This window comes from Rhizobium sp. BK176, from assembly GCF_024808055.1.
This window is the reverse complement of sequence record NZ_JANUBV010000003.1, coordinates 524,680-548,758: the sequence shown is the minus strand read 5'-3', so window position 1 is coordinate 548,758 and position 24,079 is coordinate 524,680. Positions and strand designations below refer to the sequence as shown.

Here is a 24,079-nt window from a genome sequence, read left to right as displayed (position 1 = left end):
TTCACTCCGATTCTGCTTGTCTTGAACTATAGAGGAATATTATGAGCGTCGGCGAAGTGGGCAAGCACCTCGCGTATCGAGGTCGCCGACTTGGTATCGTCAAGCGCCTCGTTCATCACTTTTGCCAGCGCCTCGGCATCGAGACCGAGCAGCATCGCCTTAACAGGACCGATCGACGCCGGCGACATCGACACCGCACGGAAGCCGATGCCGAGCAGCGCCATTGCCGAGATCGGCTTGCCGGCAAGCTCGCCGCAGAGCGTCACCGGCGTGTTGTTTCGCTCACCCGCGCGTACGATGTCGCGCAGGATCCGGAGGAACGGCTTGCCAAGCGGATCGAAGCGATCGGAAACCCGTGCGTTGCCGCGGTCGACCGCCATCGAAAACTGGAAGAGGTCATTCGAGCCGACCGAAACGAAGTCGACCGCCGACATCAGCTCGTCGAGCTGCCAGAGCAGCGCCGGCACCTCCAGCATCGCGCCGAACTGCAGCTTGCGCGGCAGACCGTGGCCGAAGCGGGAGAGGTGTTGAACTTCCTTCTGCAAAAGCTCACGGACCGCGGCGATCTCGGAAACCTCGGTCACCATCGGTACCATCAGCTTCAGCTCGATACCGGCCGCCGCCTTCAGCATGGCGCGCAATTGCGTGCGTAGCAGGCCCGGACGATCGAGCGACAGGCGGATCGCCCGCCAGCCAAGCGCCGGATTTTCTTCTTCATGGCCACGGAAATAGGGAACGACCTTATCGCCGCCGATATCGAGCGTACGGAAGGTGACGACGCGCCCGGCCGCCTGCTTCAGCACGTTGCGATAGAACAGTTCCTGTTCTTCCGCCTTCGGCATGGTTGAGGCGATCATGAACTGCAACTCGGTACGAAACAGTCCGATGCCTTCGGCGCCCGAGTCCGAGAGCTGCGGCAGATCAACCAGCAGCCCGGCATTCATCATCAGGGACACGCGCTGCCCGTCCTTGGTGCGCGGCTCGACGGAGCGCAGCGCCCGGAACTGCTCCTGCCGACGGGCCCGGAACCGGACCTTTTCCTCATACGAACGCTGGTGTTCGGGCATCGGGCGAAGATGCACATGCCCGCCATCCCCATCGATGATCACGGCATCGCCGTTTTCGGCAAGCGCCACCACGCCGGCTGCCTGGCCGATGACAGGAATACCCATGGCTCGCGCAACGATCACCACGTGGCTCGTCACCGCACCTTCCTCCAGCACGAGCCCGCGCACGTTGGCGCGCGGATAGTCCAACAGCTCAGCCGCGCCCATCGCGCGCGCCAAGATGATGGCGTCGCTCGGGAAACCATCGCCCGCGGTGCGACCGGTATAGCCGGTCAGCTGCCGCAGTAGCCGGTTCGCCAGATCTTCGAAATCGTGCATCCGCTCGCGCAGATAGGGATCCGTCATGCGGATCATGCGCGCCTTCGTGTCGCTCTGCACCTTCTCGACCGCGGCTTCCGCCGTCAGGCCGTTACGGATCGCTTCCTCGAGTTTGCGCACCCATCCCTGGTCATGAGCGAACATCCGATAGGTCTCGAGTACCTCGCGGTGCTCACCCTCCATCGAAACGTCGCGCTGCGACAGAAGGTCATCGATCGAGATGCGCAGCGACCCGAGCGCCTCGCCCAGACGACGGATTTCCTTCTCGGAATCCTCGTTCAGCAAGTTGGTAACGACAATGCGCGGCTCGTGCAGCACGACGTAGCCGAGGCCAATACCCTCGTTATAGGTATCGCCATCGATGGTCACCGAACGTGTCAGGTCGAGTTCGAGACCAGGCTTGGTGATCTTCTTGAGCTCGCCGGTGGCGATCATCTCGGCAAGCACCATCGCGGTCGTCTCGAGCGCTTCGAGCTCTTCTTCGCGGTAGGTGCGGCTTGCCTTGTTCTGCACGACCAGAACGCCGAGCGAACGGCCGGTGCGCAGGATCGGCACGCCAAGGAAGGAATGATAGATTTCTTCGCCGGTTTCCGGCAGGTAGCGGAAGGCGGGATGAGATTGCGCGTCGGAAAGATTGAGCGGCTGCGCCGATGCGGCGATCGTGCCGACGAGACCCTGACCCATCTTGAGTTGGGACAGGTGGACCGCTTCCTTCTTCAGACCTTCGGTTGCATAGAGTTCGAGGACGCCGTCGGCGCGCAGGACGTAGACGGAGCAAACCTCCGCCACCATGTTGCCTGCGATCTGGCGAACGATCCGGTCGAGACGCTCCTGCGGCTCCAGCGGCTCCGCCATCAACTCGCGTAGCCGCTTGAGCAGCACGCGCGGACCGCCGGAAAGGTCTCTCATTGCGTCTCAAGCTCCAAAACAAACATCAAAGTCACACAGCCGATTGCCGCGTGACTTCTCAACTTGAACGCGCGGCAAGTCTGTTCAGAATCAGTTCTTATCTAGACCGTAGCAGGAATGCAAAGTCCTGACAGCGAGTTCCGCATAAGGACCGTCGATCAGGATGGAAATTTTGATCTCAGAGGTCGTAATGGCCTTGATGTTGATGCCCTTGTCGGCCAGCGCCTTGAACGCGGTAGCGGCAACACCGGCGTGACTACGCATACCGATGCCGATGACCGAGACCTTTACGAGGCCCGATTCGTTCTGAACGACATCGTAGCCGATCTTTTCCTTGTTCTCGCCGAGAACCTTGATCGCCTTGTCGACATCACCAGACGGAACCGTGAAAGTCATGTCGGTCTTCGAGCCGTCTTCGGAGATGTTCTGGACGATCATGTCGACGTTGATGTGGCTTTCGGCCAGCGGTCCGAAGATCGCGGCGGAAACGCCCGGCCGGTCGGCAAGACGGCGAAGCGAGATCTGAGCCTCATCCTTGGCATAGGCGATGCCGGTGACTACTTCCTGTTCCACGATTTCATCCTCGTCACAAATCAGCGTTCCGGGCGGATTCAAGAAGTCACCCATGCCCGGAGCATCGGGATCTTCGAAAGAGGAGCGCACGAAGGTACGGACCTTGTGCACCATGGCAAGCTCGACAGAGCGAACCTGCAGGACCTTAGCGCCGAGCGAGGCCATTTCGAGCATTTCCTCGAAAGCGATCTTCTTCAGGCGGCGCGCCTGCGGCACGATGCGCGGGTCCGTGGTGTAGACGCCATCGACGTCGGTATAGATGTCGCAGCGATCGGCCTTCAGTGCCGCAGCAACGGCAACGGCAGAGGTGTCCGAACCGCCACGACCGAGCGTCGCGATGCGATTGTCCGGACCGATGCCCTGGAAGCCGGCGATAACGGCAACCTGCCCCTCGCCCATGCGGTTGACAATGTCTGCACCATCGATTTCCTGAATGCGGGCAGCACCGTGAGCATTGTCCGTGCGGATGGCGATCTGCCAACCCTGCCAGGAGCGCGCATTGATATCCATCGCCTGCAGCGCGATTGCCAACAGCCCGGCTGTCACCTGCTCGCCTGATGCAACGACAGCATCATATTCACGCGCATCGTAAAACGGGGAATATGCGCCGACGACCTTCGGCATGTTCTGCACCCAGCCAACGAGCTCGTTGGTCTTGCCGGACATGGCCGAGACAACGACCGCCACTTCATGGCCGGCATCGACTTCACGTTTCACATGGCGGGCAACGTTCTTGATGCGGTCCAGATCAGCGACGGAGGTTCCGCCGAATTTCATTACGATGCGTGCCATATGCCTCTACCACGACCTAGTGCCGAGAGAGACCAAAGCCAGACCCGGCATCACGAGCCCCCTGCATGGAGCCGCACGGCTGAAGAGCCAGGAATTGGGAGTTTCTGGAACCCTTCTAACGCCTTGCGCCCCCGGGGCCCAAGTTGCCGCGTCTCTTAGCGAGTTTGTGGGGGGGTGGCAAGGTGCCGAAAGGAGAATGCCGGCGTGACGGGCTGACCGTCAAAGGAGTGCGCCGATGCCATCACGCCTGTTTGCATTTTTGCCAGCCTCGGCCAGCAACGCCTGGTCTTTGTGCCTTCCCTAAGGTTCGATCTCGTCTTGCAGCCTCTTGAGGATGTGGATGAGCTGCGGAGCCATTTCCCTGATCTCGGTCAGGTGAATGGCGGTCAAGCGTTTCAACACTCCCTCAGCCTTGTCAGTAAGCTCCAGTGTTTGCCGCCGTTTGTCATTCGGATCGGCGCGGCGCGACACATAGCCAGCGCTAACCAGCCGACCGACCAGTTCCGTCGCCGAATGCGGCGCTATCAACAGTCGTTCTGCAAGCATTCCGATGGTCATCGCATCCTCGCCGCGATGACCCTTGATTGCGAGCAGCGCCTGATGCTGTTGTGTCGGAAGTCCCTCTTCCTGCGCTGCGGACGTGCTGAAGTCCATGAAACGGCGCAAAGTATAACGCAAGTTGGACAAGGCTTCGTAGTCGGCGGAACGCAAGACCCTCCTCGTCGCCGGTGCGGCGGCCGGCATGACGGCAATCTTCGGCTCCCCGGTTGCCGCAGTCATGCTCGCCGTCGAACTGCTGCTTTTCGAATGGAAGCCTCGAAGCTTCATCCCGGTTGCCATCGCCGCCTGCGTGTCGATCTGCTGGCGCCCCTTCCTCTTCGAAGCCGGCCCCCTTTTCCCCAAGCAGTTTCACATGGACCTTCCCTGGTGGGGCATCGGGATTTGTGCAGCAATGGGCATTGTCGCCGGCCTGCAATCCGGCCTCCTGACGACGCTGCTCTACAAGATCGAAGATCTCTTCGAGGCACTGCCGATCCACTGGATGTGGTGGCCAGCAATCGGCGGACTGTTCATCGGCTTCGGTGGCTTGATCGAGCCTCGCGCCCTGGGCGTCGGCTACGACATTATCGACGGATTGCTCAACAACACGCTTTTGCCGCCGGCGGTGTTGGCGATCCTGCTTGTGAAGTCGGCCATCTGGCTCGTGGCTCTGTCTTCAGGCACTTCGGGCGGTGTGCTTGCGCCACTATTGATCTTCGGAGGTGCTCTCGGCTGGCTAATCGGCCTGGCGCTCCCGGGCGACCCTGGATTCTGGGCCTTGCTTGGCATGGCCGCGATGATGGGCGGAACCATGCGGGCGCCGCTGACGGGAACCTTCTTCGCCGTCGAACTCACCGGCGACATTTCTGTGCTGGTACCGCTCTTGGCGGCGACGGTCACGGCCTACGCCGTGACCGTGCTTCTCCTTCGTCGCTCGATCCTCACGGAAAAGATCGCCAGACGTGGCCAGCACATCACGCGGGAATACGGCATCGATCCTTTCGAATTGACGCGAGCGCGCGACATCATGATCAAGGATGTCGATACGCTTTCGGCAAGGATGACAGTCGGCGAGGCCTGCGCGTTCTTCGCGACGACATCAAGAACGCACCGGGTTTATCCCATTGTCGACGAGGAAGGCGCCCTCAAAGGGCTTGTGTCTCGTGCCGAGGCGTTGCAATGGCAACAGGAAGCCGTGCTTTTCGACCAGCGCCTTGACGACATGGTTTCAGACGCCTCCATCCCTGCGGCTCATCCAGACGATACGGCAGGATACGTTGCCGACCTGATGCTTTCGACAGACGCTGGACGCATCCCGATCGTGGACCCACAGACCGCCAAGCTTGACGGCTTGATTGCGCGGAAGGACCTGCTGCGCCTTCGCCGCACCCTGCGGGCGGCAGAGACCGAGCGAAAACCCTTTCTCGGGCCACGGACGGCAGACGGCGAATAGTCACGATGCAGCCACCTGTTCTGACGCGCATACCCATCGAGGGCTTTCGCCTAGGCAATTGGCCCTGAGCCGCCGGAATGATGTTGCTACCTGCTCGAAAAGATGCAGTTCCATCGCACTCCAGAAAACAAGCGGCCTAGTCTCTCCCTAAATCCGGCGCCGGAGTTTGGACCGGCGCACCCGGTCCAAGCACTAGGGCTCCGATGCGCTTTGCAGAGGTACCGCTCAAGGCGCCCGATCGCCGAAACAATCCCGCTGAAGTCGTCAACTCGCGCCAATACCAAGTTTTGACTTCACAGTTTCTTAATTAGCCATCAGTTACCCTAAGTTGTTCGATAAGGGGCTGTGGCACAACGTGAACCGCATGAAGTGGGATCGGACGCGACAATCAGATACGTTGCATTCTTCAAGGTTTACCTGTCCGACCATCGTCTCAGGTGCGATGCCTGTGACGCTTCCACCGAAAGTCGTTGCACATGGCAGTTGTAATGCCGCCCACAAAGCCACCTGCTCAGCAGGCTCGCAAAGAAATCTACAATATCGTATTCGCGACGTTAAACCGGCTGGAGATTGAAGCCTCGCCGGCGAACTACGAGCTCATGTACGACGTCATCAGCGGCAACAATCCGGAGCTTCGCGAAAAGTTTTCGCGCCTCCGCAAGCCGATTGCGGATCATGAGGTCGAGGCGTTGGCTCGAACCTACCTACCGCATCATTTCGGCAAATCGATTCACGACGAGTCCGCAAGCCGCCTCCAAAACGAACTGACCAGTTTGAAAGAGTCGCTGCAGTCAGGCCAAAGCTCGCTCTCGACCTTCACGAACATGCTGGGCCAGGCGACCGGGAAAATCTCCTCGATCGACCCAAGGGACACGAAGACGATGCAGTCCCACCTCGGCTCCATTCGCCAACTGAGCGAGGTCCAGCAGTCGAAGAGTGCCAAGTTGCTTGAAAACGTTTCGACACAAATCTCAACAGTTGCGGCCATTTCAGACGAAGTGGAGCAATTCGAGCGCACGAAGTTTACGCATCCGACCACGAGGCTTGCCAACCGGCGCGGATTCCACAAGAAGCTTGCCGAGCTTTACGGCGCAGAACGCTACCCGGACGATATTTCGCTTCTTTTTTGTAATCTGTTGGTTCTGACGCCCTTTGAGACCGCGGAATTCCTCAGGCTCAAGGAAGCATTCCTCGAACGCCTTGGCGCTATCGTCTCGCAAACCGTTCAGACGATGGATTTCGCCGCGTGGCTTGACCGGCCGCAGATCGGCATCATTGTCCGGACGAGCGCGGAGACGGAGGTCCAGAAGATTGCCGATCAACTGAAGAGAAGTTGCCTCGTTGCTTTTGACAGCCGACAGGGTGTGATGCCGAAAGTTATTGCCCGCTTCGGCTGCAGCACGACCCACCAGGCCGGCACGGCATCCGAACTGGTGGCGAACACTGAAAAGGCTCTTCAGACAGCGATTGACGAACAGAACGAGAAGGTAGTGTTCCTCTCGGGAGCCGCGCGCAAAGACTGGATGCTCTATCGCAGTTGACAACGTGGTGCGACGCCGGATCTCGCGGTGGTCATCACAGCCTTCGCCATTGCATAGTGTGTCAGAAAAAGGCAGCCTAGACTTGCCTGGAAACGCGCTGACGGAGGCTTGCTTGCTCCGGTCCTGTTGTGCCGCCAGGTCTCCGGCGCGAGGGCCTCGATCGGATCATGACGCGTGCGCAGCAAATAGGCGTTATCATCGGCCTTGCCATTGTCGCGGCCTTCACGATGTTGCGGGCAAGCGATCCGCCGCTTCTGCGGCAAATCCGTGACATTACCTTCGACGAGTATCAGCGCATTTCGCCGCGCGCCTTCGAGCCGACGCCGGTCCGTATCATCGACATCGACGAAGCCTCGCTCAAGGAATTCGGTCAGTGGCCCTGGCCACGCGACCGGCTTGCCCTTCTCGTGCAGCGGCTGTCGGATATGGGCGCAGCTGCGATCGCCTTCGACGTGCTGTTCGCCGAGCCAGATCGCCTGTCGCCACGCAGCGTCATGCGTGATGTCGCCGGCGTCGATCCGACCCTGCTGAGCCGGCTGCCCGACAATGACGAGCTTTTCGCCGAGGCGATCGCCGGACGTCCGGTGGTGCTCGGCTTCGGCCTAACCACTGAAGGCAATTATCGACCGCCGGTCAAGGCGGGCTTTGCCTTTACCGGCGAGAGCCCTCTCCACGCTCCTCCCCGCCTGGACGCAGCGACACCAATCCGCCCGCAGTTGCAGATCAACGCGACGGGTCTCGGCCACATCAGCCTCAATCCCGGCAATCCCTCCGCAGTCGTTCGCAAGGTCCCTCTCTTTCTGACGGACGGCGAACAACTCTATCCGAATCTGGCGATCGAGGCCCTGCGTGTCGCCCAGGGCGCTTCCACCTATGTACTGGCGGCCGCTCCCGAGGCTCCTGACACGCTGACATCGGTCAAGATTGGCGAGTTCGTCGTGCCGGTGACGGCAGGTGGGGAACTGTGGCTTTACACCAGCCCCGACATTGCCGACCGCTATATTTCCGCCGGCAAGATTCTTGCGCCGCAGGGTGTCGATCCGCAGGTCGCCGCTGCGATCGAAGGAAGTATCGTCTTCGTCGGCACGTCCTCCGCCGGTCTGCAGGACATTCGCACGACCGCTCTCGGCCAGAACGTTCCGGGTGTCTCCATGCACGCCCAGACCGTCGAGCAGATCCTGACCGGTCACTTTCTCTCCCGACCGGACTGGGCGGACGGATTGGAAATTCTTGCGATTGCCGTGCTGGGCACGATCCTGGTCGTGCTGACGACCTTCGTCAGCCCGGCCGTGGCACTCGCGTGCGGCCTGTGTATCACAGCGCTGGCGCTCGCCGCCTCCTGGTTTGCCTTTTCCGCCTGGGGCCTGCTTCTGGATCCGCTGGCTCCGATCATTGCCGGCTCGATCATCCATTTCGCCGCCACCTCGTTTCGCATCCTCGTCATCGACCGCGAGCGGCGCGAAGTCCGCCGAGCCTTCGGGCAATACCTCTCGCCCTCCCTACTCTACAGGATCGAGCACACCCGCGATGCGATGCGCCTCGGAGGCGATGACCGCGAACTGACGGTAATGTTCGTTGACGTGCGCGGCTTCACCGAACTCAGCGAACGGCTGCAGCCCGCCGAGGTCGTCCGCTTTCTGAATACGCTGCTCGATGCCCTCAGCCGTCATGTGACCGCCAATGAAGGCACGCTCGACAAGTTTATCGGCGACTCGATCATGGCCTTCTGGAACGCCCCGGTGGATGTCGCAAACCACCCTGCCAAGGCGGTTCGCGCGGCCCTTGCCATGCGTGAAACACTTGCATCCCTTAACGCGGCGGATGCCTTCGGCTTCGGCCCGGACTATCAGGTGGGCATCGGCATCGGCATTCACACGGGGCTTGCCTGTGTGGGCAACATGGGAGCGGAGACACGCTTCAACTATTCTGCCGTCGGTGATGCCGTCAACGTCGCAGCGCGCATCGAATCTGCCTGCAAGGAGGTTGGCTTCGATATCCTCGTTTCGGAGAACACCGCTGCCGAAATGGCACAGTTCGCACTGCTCGACGCCGGGCTACTCGGACTAAAGGGCAAGAGCAGCCGGGCACGACTATACGCTGTCGTAGGCGGCGAGCGGGTTCGAGATTCGAGTGCTTTTAGCGACATGCAGCGCATTCATACGGCGCTCGTTGCAGCGCTCCGCACTCATTCGGCGGAGAGCCGGAAAATGCTCAACGTCGCCAAACTAAAGGCGGGGGAGCTAACCGCGACACTGCCTCAATTTTACAGCCGACTCGGGCGCCGAGCCGACCACTTCCGTGACAGTCCCGGCGGCGATCACGACGGTACTCGCGTCGGCTTACCGCACGAGGCCAAGGTGCATCTTGAACCTTAATAGTTGCCGCTTCTGCCTCCGCCACCACCATAGCGACCGCCGCGATCTCGATCATTATCGTCGCCGCCACGTCCACGATGATCCCGGTCGTCGTGGTCGCGCCCGTGGTGATCCCGGTCATGGTGGTGGTGGTGATGGTCAGGCTTGTCCGGCTTGTCGGGTGGATCCGGCGTGTCCGGCGGCTGCTGCTGTGGCTCTGGCGCTTGAGGTGCCTGAGGGGGCGGCTGAGGGGCGGGTGGAGGTGGCGCCGGCGCGGGGGCTTGCGGAGCCGGTTGCTGCTGCCGCTGCGGCTGTGGTCGATCCTGGCGGTCCTGTCGCAAGGATGCCAGCCCGCAGCTTGTACGAATGCCGCCGAGCACGCCGGAAAGTTGCTGATCACCGGAGAGGAACGGCAGCGCGCGTGGATTGCTCAGCGTCTGCAGCGTACGACGGTCGACCTTGCTAGGATCGGTCATCCTGCCGCCGCGAGTTGCAACCACGCAGTCGCACTGCTGACGCAATTGCCGACAGCCACCCGGACCGCAGAAACTCGCCGCACCACTCAGCAACACGATGGCAGTCGTCCCGTTGGGTCCAACGTAGAAGTCAAAGGCGGTACCACGTACACCAATGGTCCCTGCCGGAGTTACGATCGAGTAGGCGGACGATGCCGAATTGCCGCTGATCCACCGGAACGTGCCTTTCGCCGCCTTGATCGAAAGCCGCTTTACGGAAGCGGAATCATCGTAGACGAACTTGTCGATCACAACCGTCGAGCCAGCACCGACGGCAAGCTTCGTCCCATCCTTGAATATGAACTGCCCAAGACCCGAGGATGATGTTTTTATACGCTCGTCTCTGTGAACAGGCGATCGCACCACCAGTGGGCCGGTCTCGCCCGAGACCTCGGTCCGGATCAATGTCGCCTGACCAACAGGCTCGGCGGAAAACGCCGTCATCGGGCCAAACAACGCAGCAAAGACACCTGCAGCGACAGCACCACAGAAGCGAAACATGACCGCCCCCCAACAAACTTTTTTTATATTAGCATATTGTTAACTTTAACGTCTCCTCATCTTCTTGGTGTAGGCTGAGCATTTTCTCGCCTCGTCTTGGGGTTGCTTATGACGCAGCGTCTACGCCCGGCCCTTGACTTCCTCGACACTTCGTCCGACTTCACTCAGAACGAATGCGAGGAACGGAAATATGAGCGAAGCGGCAAAGAGCACGATCGACCAGGACGAAGTGGACCGCTTCTCGGCAATGGCGGCAGAATGGTGGAGTCCCACGGGGAAGTTCAGGCCGCTGCACAAATTCAATCCCGTTCGGCTCGCCTATATCCGCGACAAGGCAGCCGAGACCTTCGGCCGCGATGTTCGCAGCGCAAGGCCGCTTGAAGGGCTTCGCGTTCTGGATATCGGTTGCGGCGGCGGTCTCCTCTCGGAGCCAGTCGCACGGATGGGAGCAACCGTCGTCGGTGCGGATCCGTCTGAAAAGAATATCGGAATTGCCTCGACGCATGCGAAGGCTTCCGGCGTCGCCGTTGACTACCGTGCAGTTACCGCCGAGCAGCTTGCAGAGGCTGGCGAGACTTTTGACATCGTTCTAAACATGGAGGTCGTCGAGCACGTCGCAGACGTCGATTTCTTCCTCAGCACCTGCGCCAAGATGGTTCGCCCCGGTGGCTTGATGTTCGTCGCAACGATCAACCGGACGATGAAGGCGGCCGCACTCGCCATCTTTGCCGCCGAGAATATCTTGCGGTGGCTGCCGCGGGGCACGCATCAATACGAGAAGCTGGTCCGCCCAGAAGAGATCGAAAAGCCTGTCACGGAAAATGGCCTCACGATTATCGACCGCACAGGCGTGTTCTTCAATCCGCTGTCAAACCAGTGGAATCTGTCGAAGGACATGGACGTGAACTACATGTTGCTGGCGAAACGCGCCGGCCCATAACATCCACGATCAGGCGCTTGCCCGGCGTCCCTGTCGCGAGCCGCAACACTCCGTGAAAGGCTTGCCCGAACCGCAAGGACACAGGTCGCGACTGCGCCGTTGCAGACGACCGATCAGTGGCACCTTCACCGCCGACGGCAGCGACGACGCCACGAAGGCCACTAGCTTTGCCGACAGGCCCGGCACTACCAGCCGACGGCCGGACTTGAAACCGCGCCAGGCGCGCTCGGCCACGTAGACGGCGCTGAGCTTCGGCAGGATCTTGAACAGCGCGGCCCGACCCGCGCCGGAACTTTCAAGGAACTCTGTCGCCACCGGCCCGGGGGCGACGCAAGTCACCGTAACGCCGGTCGATCCGACCTCTTGATGTAAGGCCTCCGAAAAAGAGCGGACAAACGCCTTGCTGGCATAGTACAGCGCCATGTTCGGACCGGGAGTAAAGCCGGCAATGGAACCGAGATTGAGTACGCCGCCACGCCCGCGCGCCACCATTCCCGGCAGAAAATGCAGCGTCATATCCGTCAGTGCGCGGATGTTGAGGTCGACCATGCCGAGCTGGTCGGCAATAGGAAGCGTCGTCGCTGCCCCACGCAAACCATAGCCGGCGCTGTTGACCAGCACCTCACAAAACAGTCCGTTGGAAGTTAGGAATTCCTTCAATTGTGCCGATGCGTCGGTTGCACGAAGGTCAAGCGACAGCGTGAATGCCTGGCCGCCCGCCTCTTTCACATCGCTCGCCGCGGCAGCCAGTCCATCCAGCGACCGTGCAACAAGGACGACGACCGTCCCGTCTCGTGCAGCCACCTTCGCGATTGCCCGGCCGATGCCCCGTGATCCACCGACGACGACGACGGCGGGGCGCAATGTTTCACGCTGCTCGTCCATCATGATGCCGTTCCTGACGCAACCTCACCGGAGATCACCTCACTGGTAGCCAGGCCTCGGGCCTCATCGGCGATCGCGCCGTTCAGGATGCTCTCGAAGCGAACCAGGGCACGCGCAACGTTCGCGCCATCCATCACCCGATGGTCGTAGTGGATGCGGACCGTGACTGTCCCGTCTTCGGAAATCGGCCCATAGTTGAAAATGGTGGTCAGCGGCGTCAGCGGGTTCAAGGATTCTGCTCCGAGGCCCGAATAGACCGATAGCTGGAATGTGCCGAAACGCCGCCCGCGCTGTCGTCCAAGGTTCAGCCCGAGCCACATCAGCAGCCAGCGGATAGGGCCCGGCGCGCGGGCAAATTTCAGTGCCCTGCGAAACTCCTTGATCTCATGAATCGGCTTCGATCGGGCTGCAAGGAAGTGTTCCTCGATTTCCGCGATGGACTGATGCTCAGGATCCTTCATCGTACTCAGCAGAACGATCCGCTCGCCGTCATGCTCCCGCTCGTGCGCAACAGAGGCAACACTGACCGGATACTCATAGAGCTGCGGCCTGGGCAACTTGACATACGCGCGCCGCAGTTCCGGAACGTCCTGGCTGAGAAGCGCATAGCCTTTCAGAAACAACACCGTCCACGATGTCTTGGTCTGTTGCGCCATTCTCGCCTGTTGCAGCGGTGCGAGGTTCATCTGCCTCTGAACTGTGACGCGCGGCACACCGATCGAAAACCTCATCAGGTCCCCGACGAGACGCCGCGATGGCGAAAGCTTGATGGCACGTCCCCGCATCATGCGTCCTCTAATAGATGTAGGGGATGATTCGCTTCGTCCGGTCCATGTAGGCGCGATACTCCGGCCCGAAGATCTCGAGCATCATCCGCTCTTCCTTGTCCACCCGCAGAAAGAAGAGGACTGCAAAGCCGATCACCCCAGCCAGCCCAACCACCCAATTCGCCAGCAGAAACGCCTGGCCGAGCGCCATGAGCATAAAGGACGTATACATCGGGTGGCGGACGAGCGCGTAAGGGCCGTGGGAAATCAACTCATGCTTTTCGCGTATCTGCAGGGAGATCGACCAGTTCCTGCCGAGCGCCTTGTGCGTCCTGCGGAAGACCCACATGGCCGAGAAAAACAAGACTGCACCAATGATCACCGCCCACAAATGCGCCGGGTAGTCGGCAGCTTCCGGCTTCCCCGTCGCGACGTAGAAGCCCGGAATGAACGCGAGCCCGAGCAATGCGACCGAAAGTCCAACTATTTCAACGCCGGAGCGACGATCGCTAACGACCTTTGTGCGCCTCGCGCGGCGTTCCGAGGGATAGCGAATGGCATACCAAGCGATAATGCCAAGCACCCACACGATTTTACCAATGAGAGCAATGCTCAATTCAGATCACCGGAGTCCTTCGTCGATCATGCGAAGGCGATGACCTGATCGGCTCGCTTCGCACTCACGTATTCATTTCTCGTAGCTTTGTAATGAACTCTTGCGGACGAAGCCAGATGCTCGGCGTCTTGTATCCCATAGAACCTGCAATCTCGCCGACGAAATTGTTGCAATTGTCGACCGTGGCCTGCCACAACTTCGATTTTGCCTGCAATTGGCGAATGAAAGCGACGGTTTTGTTGTACTCGGCCTGGGTGAGCAGAATGCGCCAACTTGCCGAACGGTAGGCTTCTTCAAGGTCACCATCCGTCGCCCCGGTCGTAGCCGGAACGGGAATGAAATGCCCGAGAACGTAGGGCGCAGCGTCAGGAGAAGCCGGCGCAAGCCCGGCAACCTCCGGATTGATCATCCCGCCGGCCTTGTTCAGGCGTCCAAAGACCGCGTAGGTATGGCCATAGGTCAGCGCATAGCGTGAACGGAACTCGATGAAATACTGGCCTTCGCGCTGGGAGGCCTTACCGACTTGTGAACCGCTGGCATCCGAAGTGAACCTCGGTTGCGGCGGTTTGTCGTCCGATTGGCAAGATGTGAGTGCGAGAGCGGTGAGAACCAGCAGGAAAAGGGGGCCTTTTGCAAGCGTCATCGTTACGCTTTATCTCCGACATCGAATGAGCGCGGACCCTCAAGCAAAAATGCCAGCCTAGGGTTGCGCATTTGCGCAGAGGCGGCCCGGCTCCGACAAACGATCGGGGGAGGGGCCACGAAGTCCCTCCCCCTAACTCAAAGATCAGATGTTACTTGGTGATTGGTGCGGCTTCAGCCACCGGTGGCGGGGCCTTCCCCTTGCCTTTACCAACTGCTCCGCAAGCCGTCAGGCTCGAAACGGAAAACAACGCAACCAGGCACATGATTAGGATTCTGCTCATCAAAGTAGTCCTCTCCGTTAGCATGGAATAGGTTATCGAAGGCAACGATTCTACTAATAGCGGTAAAATAGCCCCAAGCCAAGTGCAGAAAGGGCACAGCCTACCCCCACGTCACGCAAGCGACGCGCAAAGCTAACAGACGGTGGCAATATCGATACAAAATGTAAGTATCATATGACCAAAACTGGCGTCCCGACGGGTGCCCGCCCGTAGAGATGAATGATGTCCTCATTGGTCATGCGGATGCAACCATTAGACACCGCCTGCCCAATCAGCCATGGTTCGTTTGTTCCGTGGATACGGAAATAAGTATCCTGTCCGCCGCGGTAAAGATAAAGCGCCGCCGCACCGAGGGGATTGTTCTCGCCGCCGGGAACACCACCTGCATATTGCGCCAAACGCGGCTTGCGCTCGATCATGCTCGCCGTCGGCGTCCACGATGGCCATTCAGCCTTCCGGCCAACAACGGCGCTGCCCTTAAGCGTGAGACCTTCCTCACCGACGGCAACACCGTAGCGTGTCGCGCGGCCTTCACCCTCGACATAGTAGAGACGACGCTCATAGGTGTTGACGACTACGCTGCCGGGCTGCTCGCTGCCCGAATATGCAACTTCCCGCCGACGGATGGGAGAACTCGTCGAGGAGAACGGATTCCCTATCGGCCAGCTCGCCGTAGTGCATCCAGAGGTCATCAAAGCGACACAGCCCAAGACAAGGCCACGGCGCGTAATATGGTCGTTATCCATCGTTACCTGCTAAGATTGGTGAGCCCTACTTCCTTCCTTTAGCATTCCGTGGTTTTCAGGCCAAGTCTCAACCCCACAGAGAATCTAAGCCTCCACAAATTGCATATGGGCGTATTAGTGGGCGGGCTCGGCTAACCCTTTCCATGCAAAAACCATCCTATCGTTGTATAAGTCTTTCATAAAGGTATCGCGGCGGCGCGCACCTCTTGCGGGAACAAGCACCAAAAAGCTAATTTGGACCGATTTCGCGCGCCGGCGCATCAGGGAATTTAGCGAGGATGCGCTGCCACATTGGCATTGCCTTGCTGCAGGGGGAGTATAACAGGAAACGATGAACCTTGGCTTCGAAGGAAAAGTAGCGATTGTCACCGGCGCCGGCTCCGGCATCGGCGCAGCCATCTCCCGCCGCTTGGCTGAGGAAGGCGCGCAGGTCGTCGTCACAGACATCAATGCCGAGGCAGCGGAGCGCGTTGCCGATGAGATTCATGTCCAAGGAGGCCTGTCGCGCCATTTCGCTGTCGATGTGACCGACGCGGCAGCGGTAGAAAAGCTGATTGGAACGGTTGTCGAGACGTGCGGCGGTCTGCATCTTGCCGTCAACAATGCCGGCGTTGATGGTGTTCGCAAGGCAACCGGCGACTACCCCCTCGACAACTGGCACAAGCTGATGGACGTCAACCTCAACGGCGTCTTCTATTGCATGAAGTACGAAATCGGAGCGATGTTCGCGGGTGGCGGCGGTGCTATCGTGAACGTCTCTTCAGTGCTCGGCACCGTCGCCTTGCCAATCGCATGCGCCTATACGGCAGCGAAACATGGCGTCGTAGGACTGACAAAGGCAGCTGCGATCGAATATGCTCGCCTGGGCATTCGAATCAACGCGGTCGGTCCTGGCTGGATCGAAACGCCGCTCTCGTCCGAACATCGCGACATTGCCAGCAGCCGACGCATGGAGGCGCTACAGCCCATGGGAAGGCGCGGCACGCCGGAAGAAGTGGCGGCTCTCGTCTGCTTCCTGTTATCCGAGCAGGCGAGCTTCATCACCGGTAGCTACCATCTCGTCGACGGAGCCTACAGCGCGCACTAGAGCTTCTCGGGGTTAAACTGAAGATTCCAGTCTAGTTCACGTCGTCAGGCAAAACAGGCAGGGCGGCGATCTCGATGCCCTCGTCCAGAAGCGCCTGCGCCTCATCCACTGTCGTCTGTCCGATGATCCCGCGAGCGTCGCTTTCTCCGTAGTGGATCTTGCGGGCCTCCTCGGGAAATCGCGTACCGACATCCTCGGAATTGGCCTTGATTGTCGCAACGGCCTCTTTCAGCTTTTGAAAAGCATCCCGACGCATCGTATCCATCGCCAGCGTCTGCATTTCGTCCTTCTTGCGCGCGGTCGATACCGAGGGCGCCATCAGGAGCTTGGAGATCGACGCCGAATTGCAGCTAGGACAGGTCAGGAAGCCGGATGCGATCTGGCGATCGAAATCGGCGCTTTCGGAAAACCAGCCTTCGAACTCATGGGCATTTTCACAACGCAGAGAATAACGGATCAAGCCGCGACGCCTCCTGCGACAACCCCCGCAACCCTCTCAATAGAGAAATCGCGACCGTTCTTCAGGTTCGGAATCTTGTCATGCGCGGCCTTGACGGCAGAGGGGTCAATGTCGGCGACGATAACGGCTTCGCCCTCCGGACCGGCTGACGCCAGCACCCTGCCCCATGGATCAACGATCATCGAGTGACCGAACGTTTCACGCCCGTCCTCGTGGCGACCGGCCTGAGCAGCAGCGACAACGAAAACGCCATTCTCGATTGCGCGCGCCCGCAGCAGGATTTCCCAATGAGCTTCGCCAGTCTGCTTCGTAAAGGCGGCCGGCACCGTCATCACTTCGGCTCCGGCGACAGCTTGCGCCCGAAAAAGCGCCGGGAAGCGGACGTCATAGCAAATCGCAAAACCCATTTCGGCAAAGGGCAGCGACAACACACGCGCCTCCGACCCCGGACGGTATGCCGCGCTCTCGCGCCAGCTTTCGCCATTGTCGAGATCGACATCGAACATATGAATCTTGTCGTAGCGATTGAGGATCTTGCCGTCGGGACCAAAGAGAAAGCCACGGTTGGCGAGCTTGCCGTCATCCAGAGCGATCGCGGTCGACCCCACATGCATGAAGATGCCCAGCTCTCTGGCGAGCTCCGAACCAGTGCGAGCGATGACATCGTTGCCCTCGTCGCGCAGCACAGCCTTGGCGGCGGCCCGGTCACGCTGCAGCATGCCGGTCATTTCCGGCGTCTGTATATAGGTCGCACCCTGACTGGCCGCCTCACGAACGAGGCGCACCATCGCCGCGGTGTTCCTCTCGGGATCGACACCGGAACACATCTGAATGGCAGCAGCCCTGAACGTCATTTCTCTTCCTTAGGCCGCGAGTAGCGGATCGAGCTCGCCGGCGCGATCCAGCGCGTAAAGATCATCGCATCCGCCCACATGCTGCTCACCAATGAAAATCTGCGGAAACGTCGTGCGGCCGTTGGACTTGCCGATCATTTCCTGGCGGAGATCAGGCGCGAAGGTCGCGTCGTGCTCGACGAAATCGACGCCCTTTTCGGACAACAGCGACTTGGCGCGCACGCAATAGCCGCAGGCTTGGCGCGTATAGATGGTGACGGGTGCCATTAGGACTCCAGACAAAATACAAGTTATCTTTTCGTCATATAGTTTCTGAAAGAGCCCTTGCAAAGGTCAAAACCGTGATGTCGGTCGCCCCCGCCTTGCGCAGAACCCTGGCCGCCGCCGCAACGGTGGCGCCGGTCGTGTAAACGTCGTCAACAAGGACGAGCCGCTTGCCGAAGACGTCGTTGTCCCGCGCCTTGGCGATCGCGAAGACACCGCGCACATTCTCCTCGCGCGCCTTTGCGCCGAGCCCCACTTGCGGGCGCGTCCGCTTGATGCGCAACAACGTGGCGGGCAGCAGCACCTTCCCGGATTGCTGTGCGAGATGACGGGCCAGTTCGGCCGCCTGATTGAATTTGCGCGAGAACATTCGGCTCCGATGCAGCGGCACCGGCAAGATGGCGTCGCAGCGCTCGACCATGCCGTCACTCGCCCGCAGCATCCATCCGGCCATCATCGGCGCGAGATCTGTTCGGTCGCGATATTTCAGGCCATGCACCAACTGACGCACCGGCTCGTCATGAAAAGCAGCGGATCGAAGTCGGTCAAAAGGCGGAGGATTGGCAATTGCCTCGGCGCTGAGGATACCCGAGCCAAGATCATGCGAGAATGGCACGCCCAGGACCTCGCAATAGGGCCGCTCAATAAAGCGCAGGCCAGACCAGCATTTCGGGCATAGACCGCTGTGGCGGCCGGTCGCGACACCGCAAACCACGCATCCCGGCGGATAGACGAGGTCGGCCAAAAGCTGGAAGGGACGCGTCAGGAGCGCCCCATTCAACTCCGCGGGCAATCGTAATCCCCTAAATCCCATCTGCCCCTCAACCCGTTACGCGAGACTAGCGCGTTTCGCGTCTGGAGAAAATCGCCTTGCGACACCCGGTTCGTGGGACTATGCACTGCCCATGGATATCATCTTCGACCAGCCCCGGATTGCTGCAAACCGGCATCGCGCGCTTCTCAACCATGACCCGAAGGCGACGTTTCTCCTTGATATCGCCGCAGAAGAATTGGGCGAGCGCCTCGCGGTGGTCGAACGGACGTTCGACCACGCTGTCGAATTGCATGGTGCGACCGGTGTTGCGGCCCGCGCAGCGATTTCAACCGGCAAGATCGGCAAACTGACCCGGGTCGAGAGCGAGCAGGCCTATGCGAAAGCAGAGGAGGCCTTCGTCAAGGCCACTCTCGAAGAGGTTCCTCTCGAGCCGCAATCCACCAATCTAGTGTTGGCGCCGCTCAGTCTTCACCTGACAAACGATACGCCAGGCGTCTTCATCCAGATTCGCCGCGCTTTGAAACCCGATGGTCTCTTTCTTGCGGCGATCCCAGGCGCGGGGACGTTGCAAGAGTTGCGCGACGTACTGCTGGCAACGGAGATCGAGCTTACCGGGGGCGCGAGTCCGCGGGTGATTCCATTTGCTGATGTGCGAGATGTCGGCGGACTGATGCAGCGCGCAGGCTTTGCCCTTCCCGTCATCGACGCCGAGACCTATACGGTGCGTTACGACTCGATTTTTCCCCTGATGAAGGACTTGCGGGCGATGGGGATGACCAATCCGCTCGTAGCGAGGAGTCGCAAGCCCCTGACACGCGCCTTCTTCCTACGGGCGGCGGAGATCTACGCCGAGCGCTATGCCGACCCGGATGGCCGGATCAGAGCTACCTTCTCGATCATCTATGTCTCGGGATGGGCACCGCACGAAAGCCAGCAGAAGCCGCTTCGACCTGGATCGGCGAAGGTCAGGCTCGCCGACGCGTTGAAGGTCGAGGAACACAAACTCAAGCAGTAGCGACCGCTCTTCCTAGTTCGGTAATGTGAGATAGTTGCCGACGCCAACGAAAAGGTCCGCGAGGCTACCGCTCATCGCTCCGAACCCAACGATTAGGCTAACCGCTATCAGCGATGCAATCAGGCCATACTCGATCGCTGTCGCGCCACGGATGTCAGCCAGAAATGCCCTTACTCTTTGCATTGCCCACCTCGGCGATCAAGCGGCAGTCGTCAAACACGTTGCGGCTGCCGCAGCAACAACGTCGGTGTCAGCAGCCAACCCCGCTTCCGTATCCCTGAACGACGCAGACCGAGCCAGGTGTCTCCTGAAGGACGCTCCGGCGGATCGTGTAGCGTTTGCCGTTCTCGGTCTTCGGAATCGAGCCGGTCGTCATTGTATCGAATTCAGATGGCGCGCTCGCAAAAACGCTCGACTTGGACTTGTCGGCAAGCATCGGCGTCAAGATCAAAGTCAAGGCTACAACAGCCGTGCCGAACAGCAGCGCGATGTTCAGCGCCCCCGTCCTGCTAGAGCCAGTCGAGGTCTGCTGCTTCTCTCTTACAGCTTTCCAGAAATCGTCGTCCATGCGTCAAGCCTTCTACACACACGCCAGTTGCTTGATTGAGGCCGATATTTGGCAGAAGGTGTTAAACGATCGATTAATATCCACACCCAAATTGGACGCTTGCGGAATAATAATCAGAAGTTCCTAAAGTAAATCCTGCAAGATCGGAATGAGTGGCTCGTCCGCGGGCGGCATCGGATAGTCGCGTAGAGCTTGCGGCTTCACCCACTTCAACGCCTGCCCCTCTTTCCCATGCGGAATTCCTTCATAGCGCCGGCACACATAGAGCGGCATCAAAAGGTGGAATTTCTCATAGGTATGGCTCGCGAAGCTGAGCGGCGCCAGGCAGGCGACCTTCGTCGTGATCCCCAGTTCCTCATGCAGCTCACGCACCAGTGATTCCTCGGGCGTCTCGCCCGGCTCGACCTTGCCGCCGGGGAACTCCCAAAGTCCGGCAAGTGATTTTCCCTCGGGGCGTTGCGCCAGCAGGATGCGTCCGTCCGAATCGATCAGGGCGCAAGCGGCAACAAGAAGGATGCTTCGGGCGGGCGTGGCGTCACTCATCGCGACGGCTCCTGCCGCCAATAGGAATAGCGATAGGCCTCATGGAAGCCGAGCCGCTCATAAAGCCCCAAAGCCGGAGAGTTCGTCGCTTTCACCTGCAACCAGGCCGAACGGGCGCTGCGCATTCTGGCCCAGCGCAAGGCGGAGGTCAGGATTTCCATCCCCAATCCCTCGCGGCGGCGCTCCCTGGCAACGGAAAGCGACATGATGCCGGCAAGGTCATTGTCTTGAACGCAAAGGACCGTTGCGAGTGGCCCCGTCTGCGTGTCCTCGATCATGAAGAGGCCTGACGGCGGCTTGATCGCGTTGATGATCTCTGCGAGCGCCGGCTTCAGCTTGGACGAGACGCCGTCGGTTGCCAGATTGGCATCCACGAAGCGGCCGATGTCATGGGTCGGCAAGTGATCGAGCGTATCAGGCAGCTCCGCATGGGCAAGATCGCAGGTCATCACGATCGTCTCGTCGAAGGATGACCATTGCTGCGCCCGAATAAGGTCGATCAGCACCGGTGAGGCCAGCGGTGTCTGACGAAGGACAGCCGGGCGGCCATAGGCTTCGAACTTGCGACTTGCCTTCGCCAGCCGAATTTCGACATCGCGGTGATCCGAAGGATCGAGCGGCACGATGGAGTTCAGCCGGTTGGACGGATGTCCCGCGGTCAGCCGCACCTGCCAGCTGCCGTCATACTGTACGGACGAGGCCGGCCAGGCGCGGAAACCGACGGCCTCCAGCCTGCGCACGAGCGGCAGATTTGGCTTCTTGGATAAAGTTTCAGTCAATGAAAGATCAGCTCCGGTAGTCACCGTTGATGGCGACATACTCCTTTGTAAGGTCGCACGTCCAGACCGTAGCGGTGCCGTTTCCGAGACCGATGTCGACCTTCACAGGAATATCCTGCTTTCTCATCACATTGGTTGCGGCTTCCTCGGAATAACCGGCGTCACGCTCGCCATTGACGGCGACACGCACATCGCCGAACCAAATCGCCAGCCGGTCGCGGTCTGCCATCTCACCCGACTTACCGACGGCCATGACAATACGGCCCCAGTTGGCGTCTTCGCCAGCAGCAGCGGTCTTGACCAGCGGCGAATTGGCGATCGACAACGCGATCCTCTTCGCAGCCGCATCGCTTTCGGCACCGGTCACGGTGATCTCCAGCATCTTCGTGGCACCCTCGCCGTCGCGCACGACCTGCAGCGCAAGATCCTTGAGAAGATCATTGAGCGCAGCGCGGAATGAGGCCAGGCGCGCATCATCGGCCTTCTCGACACGAACTTGACCATCTTCGGCAGCCGCGCCGGTAGCAAACAGCATCAGCGTGTCGGAGGTCGAGGTGTCGCTGTCGACCGTCATTGAATTGAACGTCGGATCAACACCCGCAGACAGGAGCGCCTGCAGGGCGGCGGGAGCGATATCGGCATCGGTTACCACGAAGGAAAGCATGGTCGCCATATCGGGAGCAATCATGCCGGCACCCTTGGCAATGCCGTTGATCGCCACCTTCACGCCGCCGATCTCCGCGCTGCGGGTGGCGACCTTCGGATAGGTGTCGGTGGTCATGATCGCCTTGGCGGCCTCGAACCAGAAGTCGCCGGTTGCATCCGCGTGCATCTGGTCGAGAACGCCAGAGAACTTCGTCGCGTCCAGCGGTTCGCCGATGACGCCGGTGGACGCGAGGTAAACCTCGCTCTCACCGCAACCAACGGCAGCCGCTGCCGACTTTGCCGTCAAGGCAGTCGCCTCACGCCCCTTCAGGCCCGTAAAGGCATTCGCATTACCGGAATTGACGACGACGGCGCGCGCGGTGCCATGCGGCAGGTTTGCGCGGCAAAAATCGACCGGTGCAGAGGGGCACTTCGAACGCGTAAAGACGCCGGCGACCGCTGCGGGCTTGTCGAACACCATCATCAGCACGTCGGTGCGGTTCTTGTACTTGATGCCGGCCGATGCAGTGGCCATGCGCACGCCGCGCAAGGCGGGCACGGTGGCATAGGATTTCGGAGCGAGCGGAGAAACGGAACCGGACATGGCGATCGACCTGATGGCTGGAAGGATTTTCAGGGCGAAGTATAAGCCGGCTCGCCCTGCGGAAATACGACAACTGCTATAGGGAAGGGCCCGGAAGAACCGGGCCCTAAACTTTGGATCTTACTGCTGCGGCTGCGCGGCGGGCGGTTCGTCGCCCGGCTGCGGCTGCTTGTTGGCGTCGTCGTAGCCCTTGCGCAGTGCTTCGTCGGTAATGTCGACCTTGGACTTTTCCTTGGCAGCGGCGAGAAGCGCAAGATACTTGTCACGCATGACGAGTTGGCGAACCTGATCCTTGACCTGATCGAAGGCCGGCGGAGGTGCGTCCCGCTTATCCTCGACGAGGATGACGTGATAGCCGAAATCGGTCTTCACGGGCGTCTTGGTGTAGGTGCCCTTGTCAAGCGCGAAGGCGGCCACTTCGAATTCCTTGACCATGCGGCCCTTGGTGAAATAGCCGAGATCACCGCCGTCAGCCTTGTTCGGATCGGTAGACTTTTCCTTCGCCAGATCCGCGAAGTTCTTGCCGGCGTCGAGCTGCTTGATCACGTCCTTGGCCTCGTCCTCGGTCTTCACGAGGATGTGGCGTGCGTGCACTTCTTCCTGCTTCGGAAGTGCCGCGACTTCCTTGTCGTAGCGCGCCTTCACTTCAGCGTCCGTGACCGTGTCAACAACCTGCTTCTTGAAGTAGGCGTTGTGCAGTTCGCGATCGGCGAGATACTGCATGCGCTTCTTGAATTCGGCGGTCTGGTCGAGCTTCTCGGCAATCGCGTCCTGAGCCAGCAGCTTGACGTCGATGGCGGCGGACAGCGCGGCGATTTTCTTCTGGTCGTCTGGCAACTGTGCCAGCTGCGGGTCGAGATTGGCGACAGCCAGATCGAGGTCGGACTGATGAATTTCGACATTGCCAACCTTGGCAATGACGGCATCCGGCTTGTCTTCCGCGTAGACCGGCGCCTGGAACGCAACAAAGGTTGCGAACGCCATCACAGCGATTTTGTTGTAGTTCAACATCAAATAACCCTTCACAGTTACACCCACCGGC

The 24,079-nt window shown here is 60.1% G+C and carries 25 protein-coding genes and 1 pseudogene; 6 read left to right on the top strand and 20 right to left on the bottom strand.

Annotation, left to right across the window (positions count from 1 at the left end; all coding sequences use genetic code 11):
* Nucleotides 1-26: 26 nt before the first annotated feature.
* The 3 genes from ptsP to FHT76_RS15350 all read right to left on the bottom strand — a co-directional run bounded on the left by ptsP (nt 27) and on the right by FHT76_RS15350 (nt 4,403).
* Nucleotides 27-2,294: a phosphoenolpyruvate--protein phosphotransferase gene (ptsP, locus tag FHT76_RS15360; RefSeq protein ID WP_183755313.1), complete on the bottom strand. Its 2,268-nt coding sequence runs from the start codon at nt 2,292-2,294 to the stop codon at nt 27-29.
* Between the two features lie 90 nt (nt 2,295-2,384).
* Nucleotides 2,385-3,659 (bottom strand): aspartate kinase, encoded by a 1,275-nt coding sequence (locus FHT76_RS15355; RefSeq protein WP_183863568.1) that lies wholly within the window; start codon nt 3,657-3,659, stop codon nt 2,385-2,387.
* A 300-nt stretch (nt 3,660-3,959) separates the two neighbouring features.
* Nucleotides 3,960-4,403: a MarR family winged helix-turn-helix transcriptional regulator gene (locus FHT76_RS15350; protein ID WP_183863816.1), complete on the bottom strand. Its 444-nt coding sequence runs from the start codon at nt 4,401-4,403 to the stop codon at nt 3,960-3,962.
* On the opposite strand from FHT76_RS15350, the pseudogene FHT76_RS15345 reads away from it, so the two are divergent.
* The 3 genes and pseudogenes from FHT76_RS15345 to FHT76_RS15335 all read left to right on the top strand — a co-directional run.
* Nucleotides 4,357-5,652, top strand: a pseudogene (locus FHT76_RS15345) (chloride channel protein); the annotation flags it as partial. The gene FHT76_RS15350 and the pseudogene FHT76_RS15345 overlap by 47 nt on opposite strands.
* Before the next feature lie 488 nt (nt 5,653-6,140).
* Entirely contained in the window at nt 6,141-7,193 is a 1,053-nt protein-coding gene (locus FHT76_RS15340) for a diguanylate cyclase domain-containing protein (RefSeq protein ID WP_310503128.1), read from the top strand.
* 167 nt (nt 7,194-7,360) lie between these two features.
* Nucleotides 7,361-9,568, top strand: coding sequence for a CHASE2 domain-containing protein (locus tag FHT76_RS15335; protein ID WP_183863579.1), 2,208 nt, complete (start codon nt 7,361-7,363; stop codon nt 9,566-9,568).
* Here the strand turns inward: FHT76_RS15335 and FHT76_RS15330 are convergent.
* Complete coding sequence (locus tag FHT76_RS15330) at nt 9,565-10,563, bottom strand: FecR domain-containing protein (protein WP_259126837.1); 999 nt, start codon at nt 10,561-10,563, stop codon at nt 9,565-9,567. The two genes, FHT76_RS15335 and FHT76_RS15330, sit on opposite strands and share 4 nt — an antisense overlap.
* Nucleotides 10,564-10,753: 190 nt before the next feature.
* On the opposite strand from FHT76_RS15330, the gene ubiG reads away from it, so the two are divergent.
* A complete protein-coding gene (gene ubiG / locus FHT76_RS15325) occupies nt 10,754-11,503 on the top strand; it encodes a bifunctional 2-polyprenyl-6-hydroxyphenol methylase/3-demethylubiquinol 3-O-methyltransferase UbiG (protein WP_114713909.1) in 750 nt (249 codons plus the stop codon).
* 9 nt (nt 11,504-11,512) lie between these two features.
* On the opposite strand, the gene FHT76_RS15320 is transcribed toward ubiG, so the two are convergent.
* The 6 genes from FHT76_RS15320 to FHT76_RS15295 all read right to left on the bottom strand — a co-directional run bounded on the left by FHT76_RS15320 (nt 11,513) and on the right by FHT76_RS15295 (nt 15,443).
* Nucleotides 11,513-12,391 (bottom strand): SDR family NAD(P)-dependent oxidoreductase, encoded by an 879-nt coding sequence (locus FHT76_RS15320; RefSeq protein WP_183863582.1) that lies wholly within the window; start codon nt 12,389-12,391, stop codon nt 11,513-11,515.
* The gene (locus tag FHT76_RS15315; protein ID WP_183863817.1) at nt 12,388-13,173 is read right to left on the bottom strand and encodes a hypothetical protein; all 786 of its coding nucleotides are present in this window, start codon (nt 13,171-13,173) and stop codon (nt 12,388-12,390) included. Before FHT76_RS15315 ends, FHT76_RS15320 begins: the two co-directional genes overlap by 4 nt.
* A 10-nt stretch (nt 13,174-13,183) precedes the next feature.
* Nucleotides 13,184-13,771, bottom strand: coding sequence for a protein-S-isoprenylcysteine O-methyltransferase (locus tag FHT76_RS15310; RefSeq protein WP_183755303.1), 588 nt, complete (start codon nt 13,769-13,771; stop codon nt 13,184-13,186).
* Nucleotides 13,772-13,835: 64 nt separating this feature from the next.
* The gene (locus FHT76_RS15305) at nt 13,836-14,414 is read right to left on the bottom strand and encodes a hypothetical protein (protein ID WP_183863584.1); all 579 of its coding nucleotides are present in this window, start codon (nt 14,412-14,414) and stop codon (nt 13,836-13,838) included.
* A 151-nt stretch (nt 14,415-14,565) separates the two neighbouring features.
* Nucleotides 14,566-14,697 carry an ABC transporter gene (locus FHT76_RS15300; protein ID WP_088693697.1) on the bottom strand — a complete coding sequence of 44 codons (132 nt, stop codon included), beginning with the start codon at nt 14,695-14,697 and terminating at the stop codon, nt 14,566-14,568.
* A gap of 170 nt (nt 14,698-14,867) precedes the next feature.
* The gene (locus FHT76_RS15295; RefSeq protein WP_183755301.1) at nt 14,868-15,443 is read right to left on the bottom strand and encodes a L,D-transpeptidase; all 576 of its coding nucleotides are present in this window, start codon (nt 15,441-15,443) and stop codon (nt 14,868-14,870) included.
* A gap of 331 nt (nt 15,444-15,774) precedes the next feature.
* On the opposite strand from FHT76_RS15295, the gene FHT76_RS15290 reads away from it, so the two are divergent.
* The gene (locus FHT76_RS15290; RefSeq protein WP_183863585.1) at nt 15,775-16,530 is read left to right on the top strand and encodes an SDR family NAD(P)-dependent oxidoreductase; all 756 of its coding nucleotides are present in this window, start codon (nt 15,775-15,777) and stop codon (nt 16,528-16,530) included.
* A gap of 31 nt (nt 16,531-16,561) precedes the next feature.
* Here the strand turns inward: FHT76_RS15290 and FHT76_RS15285 are convergent, their stop codons facing one another.
* The 4 genes from FHT76_RS15285 to FHT76_RS15270 are packed head-to-tail and all read right to left on the bottom strand — an operon-like array spanning nt 16,562 to nt 18,922.
* The gene (locus FHT76_RS15285) at nt 16,562-16,990 is read right to left on the bottom strand and encodes a DUF1178 family protein (protein WP_183755299.1); all 429 of its coding nucleotides are present in this window, start codon (nt 16,988-16,990) and stop codon (nt 16,562-16,564) included.
* Complete coding sequence (locus FHT76_RS15280) at nt 16,987-17,844, bottom strand: carbon-nitrogen hydrolase family protein (protein ID WP_183863587.1); 858 nt, start codon at nt 17,842-17,844, stop codon at nt 16,987-16,989. The genes FHT76_RS15285 and FHT76_RS15280 overlap by 4 nt, the downstream gene beginning before the upstream one ends.
* A gap of 9 nt (nt 17,845-17,853) precedes the next feature.
* The gene (grxC, locus tag FHT76_RS15275) at nt 17,854-18,111 is read right to left on the bottom strand and encodes a glutaredoxin 3 (protein ID WP_016556387.1); all 258 of its coding nucleotides are present in this window, start codon (nt 18,109-18,111) and stop codon (nt 17,854-17,856) included.
* A gap of 34 nt (nt 18,112-18,145) precedes the next feature.
* Entirely contained in the window at nt 18,146-18,922 is a 777-nt protein-coding gene (locus FHT76_RS15270) for a ComF family protein (RefSeq protein WP_183863589.1), read from the bottom strand.
* 91 nt (nt 18,923-19,013) lie between these two features.
* Here FHT76_RS15270 and FHT76_RS15265 point away from each other — a divergent pair, with 91 nt between their 5' ends.
* Nucleotides 19,014-19,898 carry a methyltransferase domain-containing protein gene (locus FHT76_RS15265; protein ID WP_183863591.1) on the top strand — a complete coding sequence of 295 codons (885 nt, stop codon included), beginning with the start codon at nt 19,014-19,016 and terminating at the stop codon, nt 19,896-19,898.
* Between the two features lie 12 nt (nt 19,899-19,910).
* On the opposite strand, the gene FHT76_RS15260 is transcribed toward FHT76_RS15265, so the two are convergent.
* The 6 genes from FHT76_RS15260 to FHT76_RS15235 form a co-directional block, all read right to left on the bottom strand.
* The gene (locus tag FHT76_RS15260; protein WP_183755295.1) at nt 19,911-20,081 is read right to left on the bottom strand and encodes a Flp family type IVb pilin; all 171 of its coding nucleotides are present in this window, start codon (nt 20,079-20,081) and stop codon (nt 19,911-19,913) included.
* A 67-nt stretch (nt 20,082-20,148) separates the two neighbouring features.
* A complete protein-coding gene (locus tag FHT76_RS15255; protein ID WP_016556391.1) occupies nt 20,149-20,466 on the bottom strand; it encodes a hypothetical protein in 318 nt (105 codons plus the stop codon).
* 123 nt (nt 20,467-20,589) lie between these two features.
* Nucleotides 20,590-21,009: an 8-oxo-dGTP diphosphatase MutT gene (gene mutT / locus FHT76_RS15250; RefSeq protein WP_183755294.1), complete on the bottom strand. Its 420-nt coding sequence runs from the start codon at nt 21,007-21,009 to the stop codon at nt 20,590-20,592.
* Nucleotides 21,006-21,827 (bottom strand): GNAT family N-acetyltransferase, encoded by an 822-nt coding sequence (locus FHT76_RS15245; protein ID WP_405049262.1) that lies wholly within the window; start codon nt 21,825-21,827, stop codon nt 21,006-21,008. Before FHT76_RS15245 ends, mutT begins: the two co-directional genes overlap by 4 nt.
* The gene (argJ, locus tag FHT76_RS15240; RefSeq protein WP_183755292.1) at nt 21,796-23,037 is read right to left on the bottom strand and encodes a bifunctional glutamate N-acetyltransferase/amino-acid acetyltransferase ArgJ; all 1,242 of its coding nucleotides are present in this window, start codon (nt 23,035-23,037) and stop codon (nt 21,796-21,798) included. Before argJ ends, FHT76_RS15245 begins: the two co-directional genes overlap by 32 nt.
* 120 nt (nt 23,038-23,157) lie before the next feature.
* Nucleotides 23,158-24,048 carry a peptidylprolyl isomerase gene (locus FHT76_RS15235; protein ID WP_183863595.1) on the bottom strand — a complete coding sequence of 297 codons (891 nt, stop codon included), beginning with the start codon at nt 24,046-24,048 and terminating at the stop codon, nt 23,158-23,160.
* Between the last annotated feature and the right edge of the window lie 31 nt (nt 24,049-24,079).

Excerpts from the sequence above, each read along its gene's own strand:
- ubiG (WP_114713909.1), top strand. The coding sequence starts at position 10,754 with ATGAGCGAAGCGGCAAAGAGCACGATCGACCAGGACGAAGTGGACCGC.
- grxC (WP_016556387.1), bottom strand. The coding sequence starts at position 18,111 with ATGGCACCCGTCACCATCTATACGCGCCAAGCCTGCGGCTATTGCGTG.
- argJ (WP_183755292.1), bottom strand. The coding sequence starts at position 23,037 with ATGTCCGGTTCCGTTTCTCCGCTCGCTCCGAAATCCTATGCCACCGTG.
- FHT76_RS15355 (WP_183863568.1), bottom strand. The coding sequence starts at position 3,659 with ATGGCACGCATCGTAATGAAATTCGGCGGAACCTCCGTCGCTGATCTG.
- FHT76_RS15320 (WP_183863582.1), bottom strand. The coding sequence starts at position 12,391 with ATGATGGACGAGCAGCGTGAAACATTGCGCCCCGCCGTCGTCGTCGTC.
- FHT76_RS15335 (WP_183863579.1), top strand. The coding sequence starts at position 7,361 with ATGACGCGTGCGCAGCAAATAGGCGTTATCATCGGCCTTGCCATTGTC.
- FHT76_RS15295 (WP_183755301.1), bottom strand. The coding sequence starts at position 15,443 with ATGGATAACGACCATATTACGCGCCGTGGCCTTGTCTTGGGCTGTGTC.
- FHT76_RS15280 (WP_183863587.1), bottom strand. The coding sequence starts at position 17,844 with ATGACGTTCAGGGCTGCTGCCATTCAGATGTGTTCCGGTGTCGATCCC.
- FHT76_RS15300 (WP_088693697.1), bottom strand. The coding sequence starts at position 14,697 with ATGAGCAGAATCCTAATCATGTGCCTGGTTGCGTTGTTTTCCGTTTCG.
- FHT76_RS15245 (WP_405049262.1), bottom strand. The coding sequence starts at position 21,827 with ATGTCGCCATCAACGGTGACTACCGGAGCTGATCTTTCATTGACTGAA.
- FHT76_RS15235 (WP_183863595.1), bottom strand. The coding sequence starts at position 24,048 with ATGTTGAACTACAACAAAATCGCTGTGATGGCGTTCGCAACCTTTGTT.
- FHT76_RS15340 (WP_310503128.1), top strand. The coding sequence starts at position 6,141 with ATGCCGCCCACAAAGCCACCTGCTCAGCAGGCTCGCAAAGAAATCTAC.
- FHT76_RS15330 (WP_259126837.1), bottom strand. The coding sequence starts at position 10,563 with ATGTTTCGCTTCTGTGGTGCTGTCGCTGCAGGTGTCTTTGCTGCGTTG.
- ptsP (WP_183755313.1), bottom strand. The coding sequence starts at position 2,294 with ATGAGAGACCTTTCCGGCGGTCCGCGCGTGCTGCTCAAGCGGCTACGC.
- FHT76_RS15315 (WP_183863817.1), bottom strand. The coding sequence starts at position 13,173 with ATGCGGGGACGTGCCATCAAGCTTTCGCCATCGCGGCGTCTCGTCGGG.
- FHT76_RS15350 (WP_183863816.1), bottom strand. The coding sequence starts at position 4,403 with ATGCCGGCCGCCGCACCGGCGACGAGGAGGGTCTTGCGTTCCGCCGAC.
- FHT76_RS15270 (WP_183863589.1), bottom strand. The coding sequence starts at position 18,922 with ATGGGATTTAGGGGATTACGATTGCCCGCGGAGTTGAATGGGGCGCTC.
- FHT76_RS15260 (WP_183755295.1), bottom strand. The coding sequence starts at position 20,081 with ATGCAAAGAGTAAGGGCATTTCTGGCTGACATCCGTGGCGCGACAGCG.
- FHT76_RS15265 (WP_183863591.1), top strand. The coding sequence starts at position 19,014 with ATGGATATCATCTTCGACCAGCCCCGGATTGCTGCAAACCGGCATCGC.
- FHT76_RS15255 (WP_016556391.1), bottom strand. The coding sequence starts at position 20,466 with ATGGACGACGATTTCTGGAAAGCTGTAAGAGAGAAGCAGCAGACCTCG.
- mutT (WP_183755294.1), bottom strand. The coding sequence starts at position 21,009 with ATGAGTGACGCCACGCCCGCCCGAAGCATCCTTCTTGTTGCCGCTTGC.
- FHT76_RS15290 (WP_183863585.1), top strand. The coding sequence starts at position 15,775 with ATGAACCTTGGCTTCGAAGGAAAAGTAGCGATTGTCACCGGCGCCGGC.
- FHT76_RS15305 (WP_183863584.1), bottom strand. The coding sequence starts at position 14,414 with ATGACGCTTGCAAAAGGCCCCCTTTTCCTGCTGGTTCTCACCGCTCTC.